Consider the following 16,860-nt stretch of genomic DNA (forward strand, 5'->3'; position numbering starts at 1 on the left):
CCCCCGTGTCGACCGACCTCGCTAACGTGGCGACCGCTACCCGGTCGATCCGCAATCCCGTCCTCGCCGGCTTCCACCCGGACCCGTCGATTCTCCGGGTCGGCGATGACTACTACCTCGCCACCTCGACCTTCGAGTGGTATCCGGGCGTGCTCGTGCACCATTCGCGTGATCTCGTGAACTGGCGCAGCCTGGGCGGGATCATCACCGACCGGCGCCTGCTCGACCTGCGCGGCTGCGGCGACTCCAACGGCGTGTGGGCGCCCGACCTGACGTACCACGACGGCGTCTTCCACCTCGTCTACAGCGACGTCGCGAGCTTCGCCAGCGGCTACTGGGACCCACAGAACTTCCTGGTCACCGCCGAGCACATCACCGGCCCCTGGTCCGACCCCGTCAAGCTGCACGGACGCGGGTTCGACGCCGCGCTGTTCCACGACGACGACGGCACCACCTGGCTGCTGAGCATGAGCGCGGACTGGCGGCCCGGCCGGGACCGCTTCGGCGGCATCGAGATCCAGCAGTACGACCGCGGCAGCCGCCGGCTCGTCGGCAGCCCTCGCATCCTCTTCACCGGCACCTCCGTCGGGGTCACCGAGGGCCCGCACCTCTACCGGCACGACGGCTGGTACTGGCTGATCACCGCCGAGGGTGGCACCAGCTGGGAGCACCAGGTCACCGTGGCGCGCTCCCGGGAGCTGTTCGGCCCGTACGAGGTCGACCCGGACGGGCCGCTGCTCACCTCGTACAACAGGCCGGAGCTGAGGCTGCAGAAGGCGGGACACGGCAGCCTGGTGCGCACCCAGACCGGCGAGTGGTACCTGGCCCACCTGGTCGGGCGCCCCTACTCCCCGCTGGGCAGTTGCGTGCTGGGTCGGGAGACCGCGATCCAGCGGGTCGAGTGGTCGGAGGGCGGTTGGCCCCGGATCGCCGGAGGGGTGCCGGCGGACGAGGTGGTCGCGCCCGACCTGCCCGCGCACCCGTGGCCGGCCGAGCCCGAGACCGATCACTTCGACGCTCCCGTGCTCGGGCCGTGCTGGGCGACGCTGCGCAGGCCGGCCAGCCCCGACTGGATCGACCTGACGACCCGTCCGTCGTATCTGCGCGTTCACGGCGGGCAGTCGCCGGTCGGCCGGCAGGCGCCCAGCCTGGTCGCGCGACGCGTCGGCGCGATGCGCTGCTCCCTCGAGACGGTGGTGGAGTTCGACCCGGTCGACCACCGCCAGCTCGCCGGGATCGCCGCCTACTACAACACGCTCAACTGGCACCACCTCTACCTGACCCGCGACGACGACGGGCGGACGGTGTTGGAGCTGCTCAGCTCCGACAACGGGCGGCGCACCCCGTACCCCGAGCTGACCATCGACGTCAGCGGCGTCACCCGGGTCGGGCTGCGGGCCGTGTTCGACGGGCCGGTGGTGCGCTTCGACTACGACCTCGGCACCGGGTGGCAGCAGGTCCCGGTCGAGCTGGACGCCACCATCCTGTCCGACGAGCACGCCGCGCTGATCATCGACGGCGAGCCGGCGGCCTGGGGCTTCACCGGGTCGTTCCTCGGCCTGTGGGTGCAGGACCTCGGCGGTGACGGCGCGTACGCCGACTTCGACCTGGCCACCTACCGCGAGCAGTGACGCCACGCGGGCGGCGCCCCGTGGTGGGTGCCGCCCGCGCTGTCGTTGAGCCATCGGGGCGAACACGGGCGGTCACTGACGGTGGACGTCGATTGACGCGAATCCGACGTACTGATATCTGTTAATACAGTTTCCTGATGCCCGCGGTGCCCGGCCGAGGGCCGAACCGCCGTGCCGGGCCACTGATCGGCCGGCGGCGCGCCGCCCCTTCCCCGAGGACCCCCATGGTGCACAGAAGAGCAGCCGCCTACGTCGTGGGCACCCTGCTGGTCGGCGTCGCCGCCGTCGGCTACGGCCTGCCGTCGGCGAGCGCCGCCACCGCCGGCCCGATCGTCGGCCTCGCCGGCAAGTGTGTCGACGTCGCCGGCGCCAACCCGGCCAACGGCACCGCCGTCCAGCTCTACGACTGCAACGGCAGCGCGGCGCAGACGTGGACCGTCGGCAACACCGACAGCTCGATCCGCGCGCTCGGCAAGTGCCTCGACGTCACCGACCGCAGCACCGCGAACGGCGCCCGGTTGCAGATCTGGACCTGCGGTGGCACCAGCAACCAGCGGTGGACGCTGCCCGGCGGCGGCACCCCCACCACTCCCCCGCCCACCACCCCGAGCGGCACCAACCTCGACGACCCGACGAAGAAGGACGTCGCCATGCAGCTCGTCTCGGCGGCGGAGAACTCGTCGCTCGACTGGCGCGCGCAGTTCTCCTACATCGAGGACATCGGCGACGGGCGCGGCTACACCGCCGGCATCATCGGCTTCTGCTCCGGCACCGGCGACATGCTGGAACTGGTCCAGGCGTACACGAACACCAAGCCCGGCAACGTGCTGGCCGGCTACCTGCCGGCGCTGCGCGCGGTGAACGGCACCCCGTCGCACTCGGGCCTCGACCCGAACTTTCCCCGCGACTGGCGCACCGCCGCCAACGACTCGGTGTTCCGGGCCGCCCAGGAGGCCGAGCGGGACCGGGTCTACTTCAACCCGTCGGTCCGCGACGGCAAGAACGACGGGGTACGGGCGCTCGGCCAGTTCGCCTACTACGACGCGGCGGTCATGCACGGGTACGAGGGGATGCGTCAGATCCGCAGCCGCGCGCTCGCACGGGCCACGCCGCCGGCGCAGGGCGGCGACGAGCGGACCTGGCTCAACGCCTTCCTCGACGAGCGGGTCATCGAGATGAAGAAGGAAGCCGCCCACTCGGACACCTCCCGGGTCGACACGGCCCAACGGGTGTTCCTCAACAACGGCAACTTCAACCTAAACACGCCGCTGGTGTTCGCCGTCTACGGCGACCAGTTCCGCATCGGCTGAAACCCGGCCCCGCCGAACTGACCCGCGGTGATCGCTCCGCTGTCGCCCGAGCCGGATGGCGCTCGGGGCAGTGGAGTGATCACCAGGGTCTTGTGGAAGCTGCGGACGCCGCAGTCATCTGGCTTCCCGGCCGAGACGTGTCAGGTATTCCTGAGGTGCAGAGACAGGGCCAGGGCGGAGGAGACCGCCAGCTCGCGGTCGAGCAGCTCATCCCGAGGAACGAAGACCATGGCTCGTCCCTCGCCGACTACCACGTCCCGCTGCCGTGCCCTGGTGGTGCCACCGAACACGTGGACCGTCACCGCGTGGGGAAAGCCAGTCTCGTAGGGGCGTGGACCGCTCCACACGGGGTGCAGCTCACCCGCTGTCAGACCCGTCTCTTCCAGCAGTTCTCGGCGTGCCGCCTGTTCAGGTGACTCGCCGGGCTCGACATGGCCACCCGGCAGGCTCCACTGATTCGGCGAGGCGGCCACGTCCTCATCGCGGTGCTGTAGAAGCACCGCGCCCGAGGGGTCGGCAAGGAGCACGAGTGCGACGTGATAGGTGGCCATCACAAGATCCTGTCACGCGCGGTGAACAGGCAGAGGACCTCGCCGCACCACTACGCGACTCGGCAGCTTCATCGATCTTGATAAGTGGAAAGTGTCGTACCTCTGTTCTAATCTCGGGTCGTGGTCGAGAAGTTGGCGCAGGCAGACGACATGGTCGCTGCCTGCGCCGACGCGTCCGTCTGGGCCCTGACCGACGATGACCTGACCGCCGCACTCGACGCCGCGCACCGCCTCGAGCAGCGCCTCGCCGCGGTCAAGCTCGCCCTGATCCGCGAACTCGACGGTCGGGGCACCGCTGTCGCGCGGGGCGCGACCGCGGCGACTGGACCGTCCACCTCGGTGGCGACGGCCGTCCGGAGTTCATCCCACCCGCCTGGCTCGACCCCGACCAACTCCCCCGCCGCAACCACTACCACCTCAGGACGTAGACACAGCCTGCCGACAGCGACCACACATCGACCGGCCAACCAGCCGGGAGGGTCCTGCCGCCCCGACACGGCCCAACAGCGCCAACGCTGGCGGACAGGTGCCGCGGCCCCGACAGCATGACGCGGCCCGACAACACCGACGCCGTCCGACAACACCGACGCCGTCCGACAGCTTGCAAGTGTGCTCGCCGGGCACAGTGACGCGCGCCTGCCGCGCGGCAGCAGGTCGACCAGCACCTCCGCCATCCGTGGATGACGTGCGATCCGTGCGCGCCACAGACGGAACGGGGAGGGGACTTTCGCGCCGAGTTGGACCATCCGGCGCGGTGCGTTGACCTGAAGCTTGGATGAGGTCCTAACCTCCAACATCGGAGGTAATGCATGAGCATGGAAGTTACCGCGTGGACGTCCCTGCACCACGCGATGAACGCGAAGGACGAGCGTCCGCTGTCCCGCGCGACACTACGGCGCATCGCGCGCTTCGCCCGGCCGCACCGGGCTCTGATCGTCAGATTCCTGCTGTTGAGCGTGGTGACGGCGGCGCTCACCGTGGCGGCGCCCATTCTCGCCGGCCGCGTGGTCGACGCGATCGTCGACGGATCGGACAGCGGCGTCGTGATCCGGTTGGCGGTGTTGATCGCGCTGATCGCCCTCGCCGAGGCCGGTCTGGGGTTGGTGACCCGGTTCCTCTCCGCGAGCATCGGCGAGGGCCTGATCGTTCAACTGCGCACCGCGGTCTTCGACCACGTCCAGCGGATGCCGGTGGCGTTCTTCACCCGGACCCGCACCGGGGCGCTGGTCAGCCGGCTGAACAACGACGTGATCGGCGCGCAGCGGGCGTTCAGCGGCACCCTGTCGAGCGTGGTCGGCAACACCGTCACGCTGACCCTGACGTTGGCCGTGATGCTCACCTTCTCCTGGCAGATCACGGTGCTGGCGCTGGTCCTGCTGCCCATCTTCGTCCTCCCGGCGCGGCGGATGGGGTCACGCCTCGCCCAGTTGCAACGGGAGGCGGCCGAGCACAACGCGGCGATGAGCACCCGGATGACGGAACGCTTCTCGGCGCCCGGGGCCACCCTTGTCAAGCTGTACGGGCGGCCGGCCGAGGAGTCCGCCGAGTTCGCCGCGCGGGCACGGCGGGTACGGGACATCGGCGTCCGTTCCGCCATGCTCCAGTGGGTCTTCATCACCGCCCTCACCGTCGTCGGCTCGTTGGCGCTGGCCCTGGTCTACGGGTTGGGCGGCTACTACGCGCTGCGCGGGAGCCTGGACGCCGGAACCGTGGTGGCTCTCGCCCTGCTGCTGTCCCGGCTGTACGCGCCGTTGACGTCGCTGGCCAGCGCCCGGGTCGAGGTGATGAGCGCGCTGGTGAGCTTCGAGCGGGTGTTCGAGATCCTCGACCTCAAGCCGCTGATCCTGGACCGGCCCGACGCCCGCCCGCTGCCCGACGGGCCGGTCTCGGTCGAATTCGACGGGGTCCGGTTCGGCTACCCCTCGGCGGACAGGGTGTCGCTCGCATCCCTGGAGGACGTGGCGAAGCTCGACACACGCGGCGGTGAGGACGTGCTGCACGGGGTGTCGTTCCGGGCCGAGGCGGGGCAGATGGTCGCGCTCGTCGGCTCCTCCGGTGCGGGCAAATCGACGATCGCGCAGCTCGTGCCGCGCCTGTACGACGTGGAGGGCGGCGCGGTGAAGCTCGCCGACGTCGACGTACGTGACCTGTCGGCCGAGTCGATCCGCACGGCGTTGGGTGTGGTGACCCAGGACGGGCACCTGTTCCACGAGAGCATCCGCGCCAACCTGGCGTTCGCCCGGCCGGACGCGACCGAGGACGAGATGTGGGACGTGCTGCGGCGGGCCCGCCTCGACGGGCTCATCCGCTCGCTTCCCGACGGGCTCGACACCGTTGTCGGCGAGCGCGGCTACCGCCTGTCCGGTGGGGAGCGGCAACGGCTCACCATCGCGCGGCTGCTGTTGGCCCGTCCGCGCGTCGTCATCCTCGACGAGGCGACAGCGCACCTGGACTCCACCTCGGAGGCGGCGGTGCAGGACGCCCTCGCCGAGGCTCTGACCGGCCGTACGAGCGTGGTCATCGCGCACCGGCTCTCCACCATCCGGTCGGCCGACCAGATCCTCGTCGTCGAGGACGGGCGCATCGTCGAGCGCGGGCGGCACACCGACCTGCTCGCGGCGGGTGGCCGGTACCACGAGCTGTACCGCACCCAGTTCGCCCAGGACCAACTGGAGGTCCAGGAGCAACGCGTGCCGATCTAGAAGACGCGTCACCGTCGCAACCGGCACGCCGGCACCAAAACATCGGCACCAGGACGCCGGCACCAAAACATCGGCACCAGGACGCCGGCACCAGGACGTCACCGCCCACCCCGGGTCGATCCCCGCGGCGGGCGGCGACGTCCGGCGGTCAGTCGTCGTCGTCCTTGTCGTCGGCGTCGTCGTCCCTGTCGTCCGCGTCGTCGTCCTTGTCGTCGGCGTCGTCGTCGACCGGCTCCTGCTCGGCCTTGACCACCGAGCCGTTCTCCCGGTCCACGTCGACCTCGTGCTCGGTGTCACCGGCGACGATCTCGACGCTCCACACCTGGCGCCCGTTCTCCTGCTCGGCCTCGACCTCGACGATCTGGCCACCGCCGGCCTTGCCGAGCGCGATCTCCCCGGCACGCTTCTCGTCGACGGCGCCACCCGCCGGCGCGGTGCCGGTGGTCGGGGCGTCACTGGACGACGAGGCGCCGCTCGACGGCGTACCCGATGGGGTGTCGGCCGACGGCGTGCCGCTGGCCGACGGCGAAGCGCTGGCGCCGGGCGCGTCGGTGGGCGTCGGAGCGACGGTCGCCGCGGCCAGGGTCGTGCCGCCCGACCGCGGGTCGTTCGCGGCGGCGACGCCGAGCGTGACCCCGGCCGCCGCCAGCACCGCCGACCCGCCGACCGTCGCCAGCAGCAGATTGGTGCGCTTCATCGTGGTGTCCACCTTTCCTCGGTTGTCGACTTCGAGGATCGGTCGGACCGGGATAGCACCGCGCTGTCCGAACGCTAAGGCCGGGTTAAGCCGGCGCCGGTGTCGATGCGGGGAAACCGGAGGTCCGTTGTCGGTCGCTCAGAGCGTCATCCGCATGAAGACGTCGGCGCGCGCGTACGGCGCCAGCGGGATCTGTTCCGGATCGACGTGCTGGAAACCGGCGGTCTCGTAGAGGTGCACGGCATTCGGGAGCTTGGTGCTGCTGCCGAGGAACAGAGTCTTCGCGCCGAGCTGGCGGGCGCGCTCGATCGCCGCCTGGACGAGCTGGCGGCCGAGGCCCCGGCCACGCGCCGCCGGAGTCACCGCCATCTTCGACAGTTCGAAGACGTCCTCCGAGCTGCGGACCACCGCGACACAGCCGATGATGTGCCCACCGTCGCGGACGATCAGCACGTCGCCGCCCGGATCGACGATGGCGGCGAACGGGTCGCCGAGCGTCTTGCGGTCCGACTCCTCGATCGTGAAGAGCTGGGAGATCCACTCCTCGTTCAGTGCCCGGAAGGCCTCTGCCTCCTCGGGGGTCGTCATGGACGCGATGGTCGGCGTGCTCGTCTTCATGGTTCGATTCTCCGGTCGCCGCCATCCGAACGTCCAATATCTTGTTCAGGCTGATTAGTATCCTGCGTATATGGAACCCGAGTTGCGTCACCTGCGCTACTTCGTCGCCGTCGCCGAGGAGCTGCACTTCGGCCGGGCCGCGGTGCGGCTGCGGATGGCCCAGCCACCGTTGTCGCAGCAGATCCGCCAGCTCGAGGCGATGATCGGTACGCCGCTGTTCGCCCGTACCTCCCGGTCGGTGGCGCTGACGCCGGCGGGTGAGGCCTATCTGGTCCGGTGCCGACGCGTGCTGGCCGCCGTAGCCGACGACGTGCACGAGGCCGGCCGCATCGGGCGCGGGGAGCAGGGGCGCTTCGACATCGGCTTCGTCAGTTCGGCGATCCAGCTCGGGCTGGCCGGGCCGATCCGTCGTTTCCGGGAGGCCCACCCGGCCGTCCACCTCCGTCTGCACGAGGCGTACACGGCGCAGATCGTCGACCGGCTGCTGAACGGCGAGATCGACATCGGTGTGGTTCGTGACGCTGACGACCACGACGACCTGGTCGACACCACGTTCGCCACCGAGACCTTCGTCGCCGTCCTGCCGGCCGACCACCCGCACGCGGGAGACCCCACGATCGACGCCGCGCTGCTGCGCGACGACCCGTTCGTCTTCATCCCACGGGTGGCCGGCGAGCGGGCCTACCAGCGCAATCTCCGACCCTGTTTGGACGCCGGGTACACCCCGCGCGTCGTCCAGGTCGCCGGCACCTGGACCACCGTGGCGCACCTGGTCGCGGCCGGCCTCGGAGTGACGATCGCGCCGGCGAGCATCTCCGCCGTGGTGCCCCCACCGGTGGCGGTGCTGCCGTTGACCGGCACCGAGGCCATGACCGAGGTGCGCGTCCTGCGCCGCCGGGACGACGACCGGATCACCTCGAAGGGCTTCCCGGCACCGGGCCAGGCCCGCTGAGCCCACCGGGGCCAGGCCCTGAGAACCACCCGGGCGAGGCCCGCTGGACCACCCGGCTCGGGCGCAGCGGCACCAGCCGTACCGGCGGGAGCTGAACCGGCGCGGCTAACCCCGCCTGTTGAGCTCCGCCTCCAGCCGCTGGACCAACGTCTTACGGTCCTTGCTGGCCCGCTCGTTGCGCAGGGCGGTCCGCAGCTGTCGGGTGTCGAGGCCACGGACCAGCTTGCTCGCCTCCGCGACCGACATCTCCGGCATCCGGCCGGCGGTGGTGGCGTCACGGCGCGCCCGCTTGGCCGGCCCGGTGTTGGCGACGTACTGCCTACCGGTCCGGGACGCCTCCCGCTTCTTGGTGTCGGTCGCCCGCTTCTGGCTCTCCGACATCTCGTCCCAGGCCTTCTTGGGCAGGTACCGGCTCGTCGTGCCGTCCTTGCGGGCCCGGGTGTCACCCTCCTTGGTCTGCCACTTCTCGTTGCCCCAGCGTTGCAGTGACTTCTGCCGTTCGTCCTTCGGGCCGAGAAAGCCACCACCGCGCCGCTTGTACTCCTGAGTGACAAGCTGCGACTTGCGCGCCGACCACTGCCCCGGCCGGCCGCCCTTGTCGGAGGCCTGGATCTCCGCCTTGATCTGCTCTCTGAGCTCGGGTTTCGTATACCGCGCCATGACTGGCAGCTACCCGGCACCGCCGCGGCTATGCCTCCGGCCCCGACGCGCAGCGCCGTGGCTATGCCTCCGACCGCGACGCGCGTGGGCCGAGCCGGAGCACCACCTGCGCGCCGCCCGTCGGGCCGGTCCGCACCTCCAGGCGACCACCGCCGGCCTGCGCGGCGCGCCGGGCGATGTCCAGGCCGAGGCCGGTGGACCCGGCAGCGCTGGCGCCCCGCCGGACCGCTCCGACCGGCAACCCCGGGCCCTCGTCGGCGATGGTGAGAACCACCTCCCCCGCCTCGTCGGCGAGCCGGACGGCGAACGGCGTGCCGTCGGGCGTGTGCGCGAAGACGTTGCCGAGCAGCGCGTCCACCGCCGCCGCCAGGTTGTCGGCGGCCACACCGACCGGAAGCGGGCCGGGCGAGAGGTCGAGGGTGACGGCCCGGCCGGTGTCCTCGGCCAGCACCGACCAGAACGCGACCCGGTCGGCGACGATCGCCGCCGCGTCCGACGAGGCGGGTCGCCCCGCCGGTTCCCGCCGCCAGCGGGCCTGCCGGATCAGCCCGGTGACCGCGCGTTCCAGCCCGTCGGTCGCGGCGGTGATCCGCGCCGCGTCGTCCGGGTCCCGCAACGACTCCGCCTCCAGCCGCAACGCCGTCAGCGGGGTTCGCAACCGGTGGGAGAGGTCGGCGACCTGTTCGCGTTCCTGCACCAGGAGAACCTGGATGCGGGTGGCGAGGTGGTTGAGCGCGCCGGCCACCTCGCGCAGCTCCGGTGGGCCGGCCGGGGTGACCCGGGCGTCCAACTCGGCCCTGGCCAGCCGGTGCGAGACGGCCGAGAGGTCGCTGATCGGCCGGACCAGGGTGCGCGCCAACCGGTCGGCGACCGCCAGACCGATCAGCACGAGGATCACGCCGAGCAGCGCCAGCACCAGCCAGGCCCGGGTGACCCCGGCGGTCAGCTCGTGCCGCGGCACGAGAATCCGGATCACCCCGGTGCCGTCCGCCCGCCCCTGCACGGCGATGACCACCTCCCGGCCGGCCGCCGACTCCCCGGTCAGGCTCTGGCCGCGCGCGGCGAGGGCCACCGCCGGGGTACGGGGTGTCTGCGCCCCGAGCACCGTGCCGTCCGGGAGGAACACGCTCACCGACCGCCCCGACTCGGCGGCGAGCTGCTCGACGGTGAGCCGGATGGTCGCCGCGTCGGCGGTGCCGACCACCGGCACCAGGCTCTGCGCGTCGGCGGTGGCCCGCACCGTGGCGCGGTCCTCGGCCACGGTACGGACCAGCAACGCCAACGGCACCAGGAACGCGATCAGGGTGAGCACGCTGACGGCGGCGACCAGCAACGCCAGACGCGCCCTCACCGCTGCGCCGCCGGCGCTTCCAGACGCACCCCGACGCCCCGCACGGTGTGCAAATAGCGAGGCTGCTGCGCGTTCTCCCCCAGCTTGCGACGCAACCAGGACAGGTGCACGTCGACGGTCTTGTCCGCGCCGCCGTACGGGATCTGCCAGACCTCGGTGAGCAGCTCACGCTTGGTGACCACCTGGCCGGGCCGGCCGGCGAGGTGGTGCAGCAGGTCGAACTCGCGGGGCGTCAGCTCCACCGTGACCCCGTCCAGGGTGACCTGACGGGCGCGGGGGTCGACGCGGAGCCCACCGACGACCAGCGCCGCCTCCCGCGCGTCGGCGCCGGAGGGACCCCGCCGCAGCACCGCCCGGGCCCGCGCGTCGAGCTGCGCGGCGGTGAACGGCTTCACCACGTAGTCGTCGGCGCCCGCGTCGAGCACCCGGACGATCTCGGTCTCGTCGTCGCGCGCGGTGGCCACGATGACCGGCACCGAGCTGACCGCGCGGAGCATCCGCAGCAGCTCGCGCCCGTCCAGATCGGGCAGCCCCAGGTCGAGCACGACCAGGTCGGGCCGGTCCTCCAGTGCGTCGCGGAGCCCGGCCATCGCGGTCGAGGCCGCCGCCACCGCGTGGCCGCGTTCCCGCAACGCCCGGATCAACGGGGTACGGATGGTCAGGTCGTCCTCGATCAGCAGCAGGCGGGCCACAGCAGGCAGGCTAACCGCTGCGCGAGCCGACGCGACCCGCGTTAACCATGCCTTAGCCTCCGGATGTGCCGACGGCAAGGCGGGATCGGGGATAGTCGGGGGATGGGCAGTCGTTCGATCCTCGTCGCCGCCGGCTGGGTGGCCACCGTGGCCGTGGCGACGGTGATCGGGTTGGGCGCGATCCGGTTGGTGGGTGAGAGCATCACCGGCACTCCGGGTGGGGTGCGCAGCGCCGCCGAGATCGAGCGGGCGCTCGCCTCGCCGGAACCCGCGCCGACGTCCGGCGGCGCGACCGGCGCCGTGTCGACCTCCCCGGGCCCGTCCGGCGCCGCGCCGAGCGTCAGCTCCGGCGTCCGCCGGGGGTTCGCCACCGACGGGGGTACGGCGGTGGCCGAGTGCGGCCCCGGCGGCGTACGCCTCGTGTCGTGGGCGCCCGCGCAGGGCTACCGGGTCCGCGACGTGGACCGGGGCCCCGACGACGACGTCGAGGTCACCTTCGAGGGACCCACCCGGGAGTACGAGCTGAAGGTGCGCTGCATCGGCGCGGAGCCGGTGTCCGTCGCCGACGACTGACCGAACCACACCCGCAGAGGCACACTGATCACATCGACCAGGACCGCGGCGGGCATCCCGTTCACCCGAGCCGTGAAGATCGTCTAGTCTCCTGCCGTGATCCGCACCCTCATTGTCGCCACCCTTCTGCTGGCGGGTTGTTCCCCCGCCGATGCGCCCTCCCCCACGCCCCGCTCGACCACCCCCTCGGATGTCCGCGCCGCGTCCGCGTGCGACAGGGCGCTCCGCTCCACGACCGAGAAGGTCCCCGCCCTCAGCGACATCAGCGCGGCGTCGCAGGCCGTCGGATCGACCGATCCCGGCGTCCAGGAGGCCGGTCGGCTCTTGGGGCTGGCCGCCAAGGAGGCCGGTGACCTCTGGGTCGCGAACGACCCGACCGTCGACCAGGGGCCGGCCAACCTCCGCCTGACCGACGCGCGGCAGGGGCTGCTCACCGAGTGCACCCGGCTGTTCGGCACGCCGCCATGGCCGTTCACCAGGACCCCCGCGCCGACCCCCAGCCGCTGACGCCGGGCGTGGCCGGCACGGAGGACCGTGCCGGCCACGTCATCGGCGCCGGATCAGCTCGCGTACGCCTCCAACTCCCAGAGCGAGTGGCCGTACCCGGTGCCCCGGGCGGTGCCGTAGATCCGCAGGTAGCGGCCGTTGGCATTGAGGCCGGTGTGCTCGTCCACCCCGCCGTCGGCACCGGTCACCGTCTTCGCGGTGGTCCAGGTGGTGCCGTCGGTCGAGGTCTGGATCTGGTACGCGCTGCTGTACGCCGCCTCCCAACTCAGCTTGACCCGGCCGATCGCCGTGGCGCCGCCGAGGTCGACACGGATCCACTGCGGGTCGGAGAAGGTGCTCGACCAACGGGTGCCGAGGTTTCCGTCGACCGCCTGGGCGCCGGTGACGTCGGCCCCCTCGTTGCTGGACGTCGTCGTCGGCTTGTTCAGCAGCAGGTTGCTCCCGGGACCGGTCGGGCCGCCGGTGGCGCCGTACACCTCGAACTCGAACAGCGAGTAGCCCCACGCGGTCCCCCGACCGGTGCCGAGCAGCCGGACGTAGCGGCCGGAGCCGGTGAGCCCGGTCAGGTCGTCCACCCCGCCGTCGCCGCCGGTCACCGTCCGGATGGTGGTGAAGGTGACCCCGTCCGGTGAGGTCTGGATCTGGTACCCGCTGCCGTAGGCCGCCTCCCAGGTCAGCTTGACCCGCCCGATGGACTGCGTCGAACCCAGGTCCACGTCGATCCACTGCGGATCGCTGAACGCGCTGCTCCACCGGGTGCCGGCCACGCCGTCGAACGCGTTGGCCGCGACGAACGCGCCCTCGGAGCTGGACGCCCGCGCCGGCTTGCCCCGGGCCAGGTTGGCGCCCGGCTCGGGATCGGGATCGGGGTCCGGCCCCGGGCCGCCGGGGCTGGTGGAGAGGGTGAACTCGTCGATGTCGAAGTACGGGCCGGTGCCCTTGAAGACCAGGAACAGCGTGCGGGTGCCGGTCGGGGCGGTCACCCCGCCGGTGACGGTGGCGAAGTTGGCGTACCCACCGGTGGGTGTGACGGTGGCCGAGCCGACCAGCGGCCCGGTGGGCGAGTCGACACGCAGTTCCAGCGTGCCGCCGCCACCGGCGGGGGCGCCGACCCTGGCGCTGAACGACTGGACGCCGGTCAGGTTGTACGGGCGGAACGAGATCCAGTCGTTGTTGTCGACGTAGCCGACGGCCGCGCCACCGTGCCCGGCCGCCCCGCTGACGATCTGGACGCCGGACGAGTCACCGAAGTGCTCGGCCTGGCGGACCCGGGGTTGCAGAACCGCCTGGGTGTGCGTGGTCAACGGTGGCTGTCCACCGCCGCCCAGGTCGGTGTACTCGGCGTCGATGATGCCGAAGATGTTCGCCGCCGCGTCGTGCTCGCCGTCCTTCGAGGTCTGGATGACCCCGGAACAGCCCTGCACGCTGCCGAGCTGGTGGCCGTGCGAGTCGTGGCCGAGGACGTAGTTCACCTTGACCCGGGCGCAGTTCACCGCGCCGTCCTGGGCGTCGGTGACGGTGACGGTGAACGGGACCGCGTCGCCGAAGTTGAAGGTCTGCCCGTTCAACGGGGTGTTCACGGTGACCACCGGGGCGCTGTTGCCGACGGTGACGACGACGCTCGCGGTGGCCGTCTTGCCGGTGGTGTCCCGGACCGTCAACGTCGGGCTGCGGGTCCCGTTGGTGGTGTAGGTGAAGCTCGGGTTCGCCGCCGTCGAGTCGGTGCTGCCGTTGTTGTCGAAGTCCCAGGCGTAGGTGAACGGGTCACCGTCCGGGTCGAGCGTGCCGGCCGAGGAGAACGCCACCGTCAGCGGCGCGGTGCCGCTGGTCGGGGTCGCGGACACCTTCGCGATGGGCGCTCTGCCCTCGCGGGCGTACTCGATGCGGTAGAGCGCCGAGTTGGCGTCGCCGTTGAACCAGCCGGTGCCGTAGTCGAGGACGTAGAGCGCGCCGTCCGGCCCGAACTCCATGTCCATCACCTGCGTGCCGGTCCACGGGAACGGGTTGATCTTCAGTGGTTGGCCAGCCGGGTCGAGCTTGATGTTCTTGATCCAGCGGCGGCCGAACTCGCCGGCGAAGTAGGTGCCGTCGTAGTACTCCGGGAACGCCACCGGCGAGGGGTTGGCGCGGTCGTACCGGTAGACCGGGCCGCCCATCGGCGACAGGCCGCCGCCGGTGAACTCCGGCGGCGAGCCGGAGCCGCCGTACGGCAGCCAGGCCGGGATGGCCGGGGGTAGCTGGGTGATGCCGGTGTTGTTCGGCGAGTTGTTGACCGGTCCGCCCGCGCAGTCGAACTTCGGCCCGGACGGCCCGGACGGGAAGGTGTAGTCGTTGTACGCGTCGTTGCGGGCGGTGCAGTACGGCCAGCCGTAGAAGCCGGGCCGGTCGATCCGGGCGAACTCCACGTTGCCCGCCGGTCCCCGGTTCGGGTCGGCGGTGCCGGCGTCGGGGCCGTAGTCACCGAGGTAGACGATGCCGGTGGCCTTGTCCACGCTCATCCGGAACGGGTTGCGGAACCCCATCGCGTAGATCTCCGGACGGGTCCGGGCGGTGCCGGGGGCGAACATGTTGCCGGCCGGGATGGTGTAGCCGCCGGCCGCGCTCGGCTTGATCCGCAGGACCTTGCCGCGCAGGTCGTTGCTGTTGGCCGAGGTGCGCTGCGCGTCGAAGGCCGGGTTGCGGCCGGCCCGCTCGTCGATCGGGGTGAAGCCGGCCGAGTCGAACGGGTTGGTGTCGTCGCCGGTGGACAGGTAGAGGTTGCCGGCCGCGTCGAAGTCCATGTCGCCGCCGACGTGGCAGCACATGCCCCGGCTGGTCGGCACGTTCAGGACCAGCGTCTCGCTGGCCAGGTTGATGGTGTTGTCGGCGTTGACGGTGAAGCGCGCCAGCCGGTTGACGCCGTCCCAGACGGCGAAGTCGGCGGCGGTGCCGGTGGCGGGCGCGCCACCGCCCGGTGTGCTGAGCGGGGGCGCGTAGTAGGCGTACACCCAGCGGTTGGTGGCGAAGTTGGGGTCGGCCTTGATGCCCTGGAGTCCCTCCTCGTCACCGGTGTAGACCGGGATGGTGCCGGCGATCTTGGTGTTGCCGGCGGCGTCGGTGTGCCGGATCACGCCGTTGCGGGAGGTGTGCAGCACGCCCCGGTCCGGCAGCACGGTGAGGCTCATCGGCTCGCCGGTCTCGGCCGCGCCCTTGGCCAGCTCCACCTGCTGGAAGCTGCTGGTGACGGTCGGTCCGCAGTCGGCGTCGACGGCGCCGGCCGCCGTCTGGATGCCGCCGAGCAGGTGTTGCCGGAAGGCCGCCTCGGAGTACGACGCGTCGGTGTGACCCAGGCCGGTGTACCAGGCCCGACCGCCGGAGTAGTTCTGGCACCAGGAGATCGGGTGGTCGGCGCCCATGCTGCCGCCGGTGTAGGTGGTCTCGTCCAGGGTGGCCAGCACGTGCGCGTTGCCGCGGGGGTTGGTGCGGTAGTTGTACAGCTCGTCGAACCGGCTCCACCGCTGCGGCAGCGTCTTCGTGGACGGGTGCACCTGGTCGGCGACCTTGACCGTGACGGTCTGCTCGGCCGGGTGCGAGGCGAAGTACGCCCCGACCAACCCGCCGTACCAGGGCCAGTCGTACTCGGTGTCGGCGGCGGCGTGCACGCCCACGTATCCGCCACCGCCGGTGAGGTAGCGCTCGAAGGCGGCCTGTTGGGCGGCGTTGAGCACGTCGCCGGTGGTGGAGAGCCAGATCACCGCGGCGAACCGGTCCAGGTTGGCATCGGTGAACTGGGTGGCGTCCTCGGTGGCCTCGACGGTGAAGCCGTTGGCCGCGCCGAGCTGCTGGATGGCGGCGATGCCCGGGGTGATGGAGCCGTGCCGGAATCCGGCGGTCTTGCTGAACACCAGCACGGAGAACGGTGCGGCGCTGGCCGTGGGTGGCGAGGCGACGATGCCGCCCGCCACGAGGATCGCGCTCAGCGCGACGCCCAGCCACGATCTCAGGGATCTGCGCACGGTGGAGGTCCTTTCGCGGTGCGGGGGTTGGCGTGCGCCGATCACGCCGGGACGGTGGGACGAGACATCTGCATGCATCGTTGCGGGCCGATAACCGGCGCGTCAAGAACTTCCGCATCATCCGTGAGAGCGTTATCTCCGCAGGTCAGAGGCGACCACGCTGAGCAAGATCGAATAACGGTTTTCGGGCCGCGAACCTGCCGGAGACGTCGAGTCGGACGCCGGCTTAGGCAAGGCTGGCCTATGCAAAATATCCCGGGAAGGGATGAGTTGTCCGGTCGTAAGCGGGTACCTGACCAACCCGCACCACCGACGGAAGCGAGATCGTCATGACCGACATGCTGGAGATGCCGCGGGTACACGAGTGCACCGTCACCGACTGCGGCTACAACCACGACGGCTGCCACGCGTTCGCCATCACCATCGGGCAGCAGAACGCCAACTGCGCCACGTTCATCGACACCTCGGCGAAGGGCGGGCTGGACCGCGTCATCGCCCAGGTCGGTGCCTGCAAGCGCGCCGACTGCCAGCACAACGCCGAGTTGGAGTGCCACGCGCCGTCCATCCGGGTCGGCCCGGGGCAGGACATCGCCGACTGCCAGACGTACCAACCGCGCTGAG

At 71.4% G+C, this 16,860-nt stretch carries 14 protein-coding genes; 7 read left to right on the forward strand and 7 right to left on the reverse strand.

Annotated features, from left to right (window positions below; genetic code table 11):
- Positions 1 to 5: 5 nt before the first annotated feature.
- Together O7634_RS28275 and O7634_RS28280 are read left to right on the forward strand one after the other, a co-directional pair.
- Positions 6 to 1,631 (forward strand): glycoside hydrolase family 43 protein, encoded by a 1,626-nt coding sequence (locus O7634_RS28275; protein ID WP_278153172.1) that lies wholly within the window; start codon positions 6 to 8, stop codon positions 1,629 to 1,631.
- Between the two features lie 224 nt (positions 1,632 to 1,855).
- Entirely contained in the window at positions 1,856 to 2,941 is a 1,086-nt protein-coding gene (locus O7634_RS28280; RefSeq protein WP_278153173.1) for a chitosanase, read from the forward strand.
- Between the two features lie 140 nt (positions 2,942 to 3,081).
- On the opposite strand, the gene O7634_RS28285 is transcribed toward O7634_RS28280, so the two are convergent.
- The gene (locus O7634_RS28285; protein WP_278153174.1) at positions 3,082 to 3,492 is read right to left on the reverse strand and encodes an NUDIX domain-containing protein; all 411 of its coding nucleotides are present in this window, start codon (positions 3,490 to 3,492) and stop codon (positions 3,082 to 3,084) included.
- A gap of 809 nt (positions 3,493 to 4,301) precedes the next feature.
- Here O7634_RS28285 and O7634_RS28295 point away from each other — a divergent pair.
- On the forward strand, positions 4,302 to 6,194 hold the full coding sequence (locus tag O7634_RS28295; RefSeq protein ID WP_278153175.1) for an ABC transporter ATP-binding protein: 1,893 nt from the start codon (positions 4,302 to 4,304) through the stop codon (positions 6,192 to 6,194).
- 148 nt (positions 6,195 to 6,342) lie between these two features.
- On the opposite strand, the gene O7634_RS28300 is transcribed toward O7634_RS28295, so the two are convergent.
- Positions 6,343 to 6,891 (reverse strand): PepSY domain-containing protein, encoded by a 549-nt coding sequence (locus tag O7634_RS28300; protein ID WP_278153176.1) that lies wholly within the window; start codon positions 6,889 to 6,891, stop codon positions 6,343 to 6,345.
- Positions 6,892 to 7,029: 138 nt separating this feature from the next.
- A complete protein-coding gene (locus O7634_RS28305) occupies positions 7,030 to 7,509 on the reverse strand; it encodes a GNAT family N-acetyltransferase (RefSeq protein ID WP_347404293.1) in 480 nt (159 codons plus the stop codon).
- Positions 7,510 to 7,579: 70 nt separating this feature from the next.
- Here O7634_RS28305 and O7634_RS28310 point away from each other — a divergent pair, with 70 nt between their 5' ends.
- Entirely contained in the window at positions 7,580 to 8,461 is an 882-nt protein-coding gene (locus O7634_RS28310) for a LysR substrate-binding domain-containing protein (protein ID WP_278153177.1), read from the forward strand.
- 105 nt (positions 8,462 to 8,566) lie between these two features.
- On the opposite strand, the gene O7634_RS28315 is transcribed toward O7634_RS28310, so the two are convergent.
- The 3 genes from O7634_RS28315 to O7634_RS28325 all read right to left on the reverse strand — a co-directional run bounded on the left by O7634_RS28315 (position 8,567) and on the right by O7634_RS28325 (position 11,164).
- Positions 8,567 to 9,121: a DUF5872 domain-containing protein gene (locus tag O7634_RS28315; protein ID WP_278153178.1), complete on the reverse strand. Its 555-nt coding sequence runs from the start codon at positions 9,119 to 9,121 to the stop codon at positions 8,567 to 8,569.
- A 61-nt stretch (positions 9,122 to 9,182) separates the two neighbouring features.
- Positions 9,183 to 10,472 carry a HAMP domain-containing sensor histidine kinase gene (locus tag O7634_RS28320; protein ID WP_278153179.1) on the reverse strand — a complete coding sequence of 430 codons (1,290 nt, stop codon included), beginning with the start codon at positions 10,470 to 10,472 and terminating at the stop codon, positions 9,183 to 9,185.
- Entirely contained in the window at positions 10,469 to 11,164 is a 696-nt protein-coding gene (locus tag O7634_RS28325) for a response regulator transcription factor (protein WP_278153180.1), read from the reverse strand. The genes O7634_RS28320 and O7634_RS28325 overlap by 4 nt, the downstream gene beginning before the upstream one ends.
- Positions 11,165 to 11,266: 102 nt before the next feature.
- On the opposite strand from O7634_RS28325, the gene O7634_RS28330 reads away from it, so the two are divergent.
- Positions 11,267 to 11,737: a septum formation initiator gene (locus tag O7634_RS28330; protein ID WP_278153181.1), complete on the forward strand. Its 471-nt coding sequence runs from the start codon at positions 11,267 to 11,269 to the stop codon at positions 11,735 to 11,737.
- Positions 11,738 to 11,833: 96 nt separating this feature from the next.
- Complete coding sequence (locus O7634_RS28335) at positions 11,834 to 12,244, forward strand: hypothetical protein (protein ID WP_278153182.1); 411 nt, start codon at positions 11,834 to 11,836, stop codon at positions 12,242 to 12,244.
- A gap of 53 nt (positions 12,245 to 12,297) precedes the next feature.
- On the opposite strand, the gene O7634_RS28340 is transcribed toward O7634_RS28335, so the two are convergent.
- Positions 12,298 to 16,239 (reverse strand): ThuA domain-containing protein, encoded by a 3,942-nt coding sequence (locus O7634_RS28340; RefSeq protein WP_278153183.1) that lies wholly within the window; start codon positions 16,237 to 16,239, stop codon positions 12,298 to 12,300.
- 329 nt (positions 16,240 to 16,568) lie between these two features.
- On the opposite strand from O7634_RS28340, the gene O7634_RS28345 reads away from it, so the two are divergent.
- The gene (locus tag O7634_RS28345; protein ID WP_278153184.1) at positions 16,569 to 16,859 is read left to right on the forward strand and encodes a DUF1540 domain-containing protein; all 291 of its coding nucleotides are present in this window, start codon (positions 16,569 to 16,571) and stop codon (positions 16,857 to 16,859) included.
- Position 16,860 lies beyond the last annotated feature (1 nt).

Origin of the sequence: Micromonospora sp. WMMD1120 (assembly GCF_029626235.1) — a bacterium.
In the GTDB taxonomy this organism is placed as follows: Bacteria; Actinomycetota; Actinomycetes; order Mycobacteriales; family Micromonosporaceae; genus Micromonospora.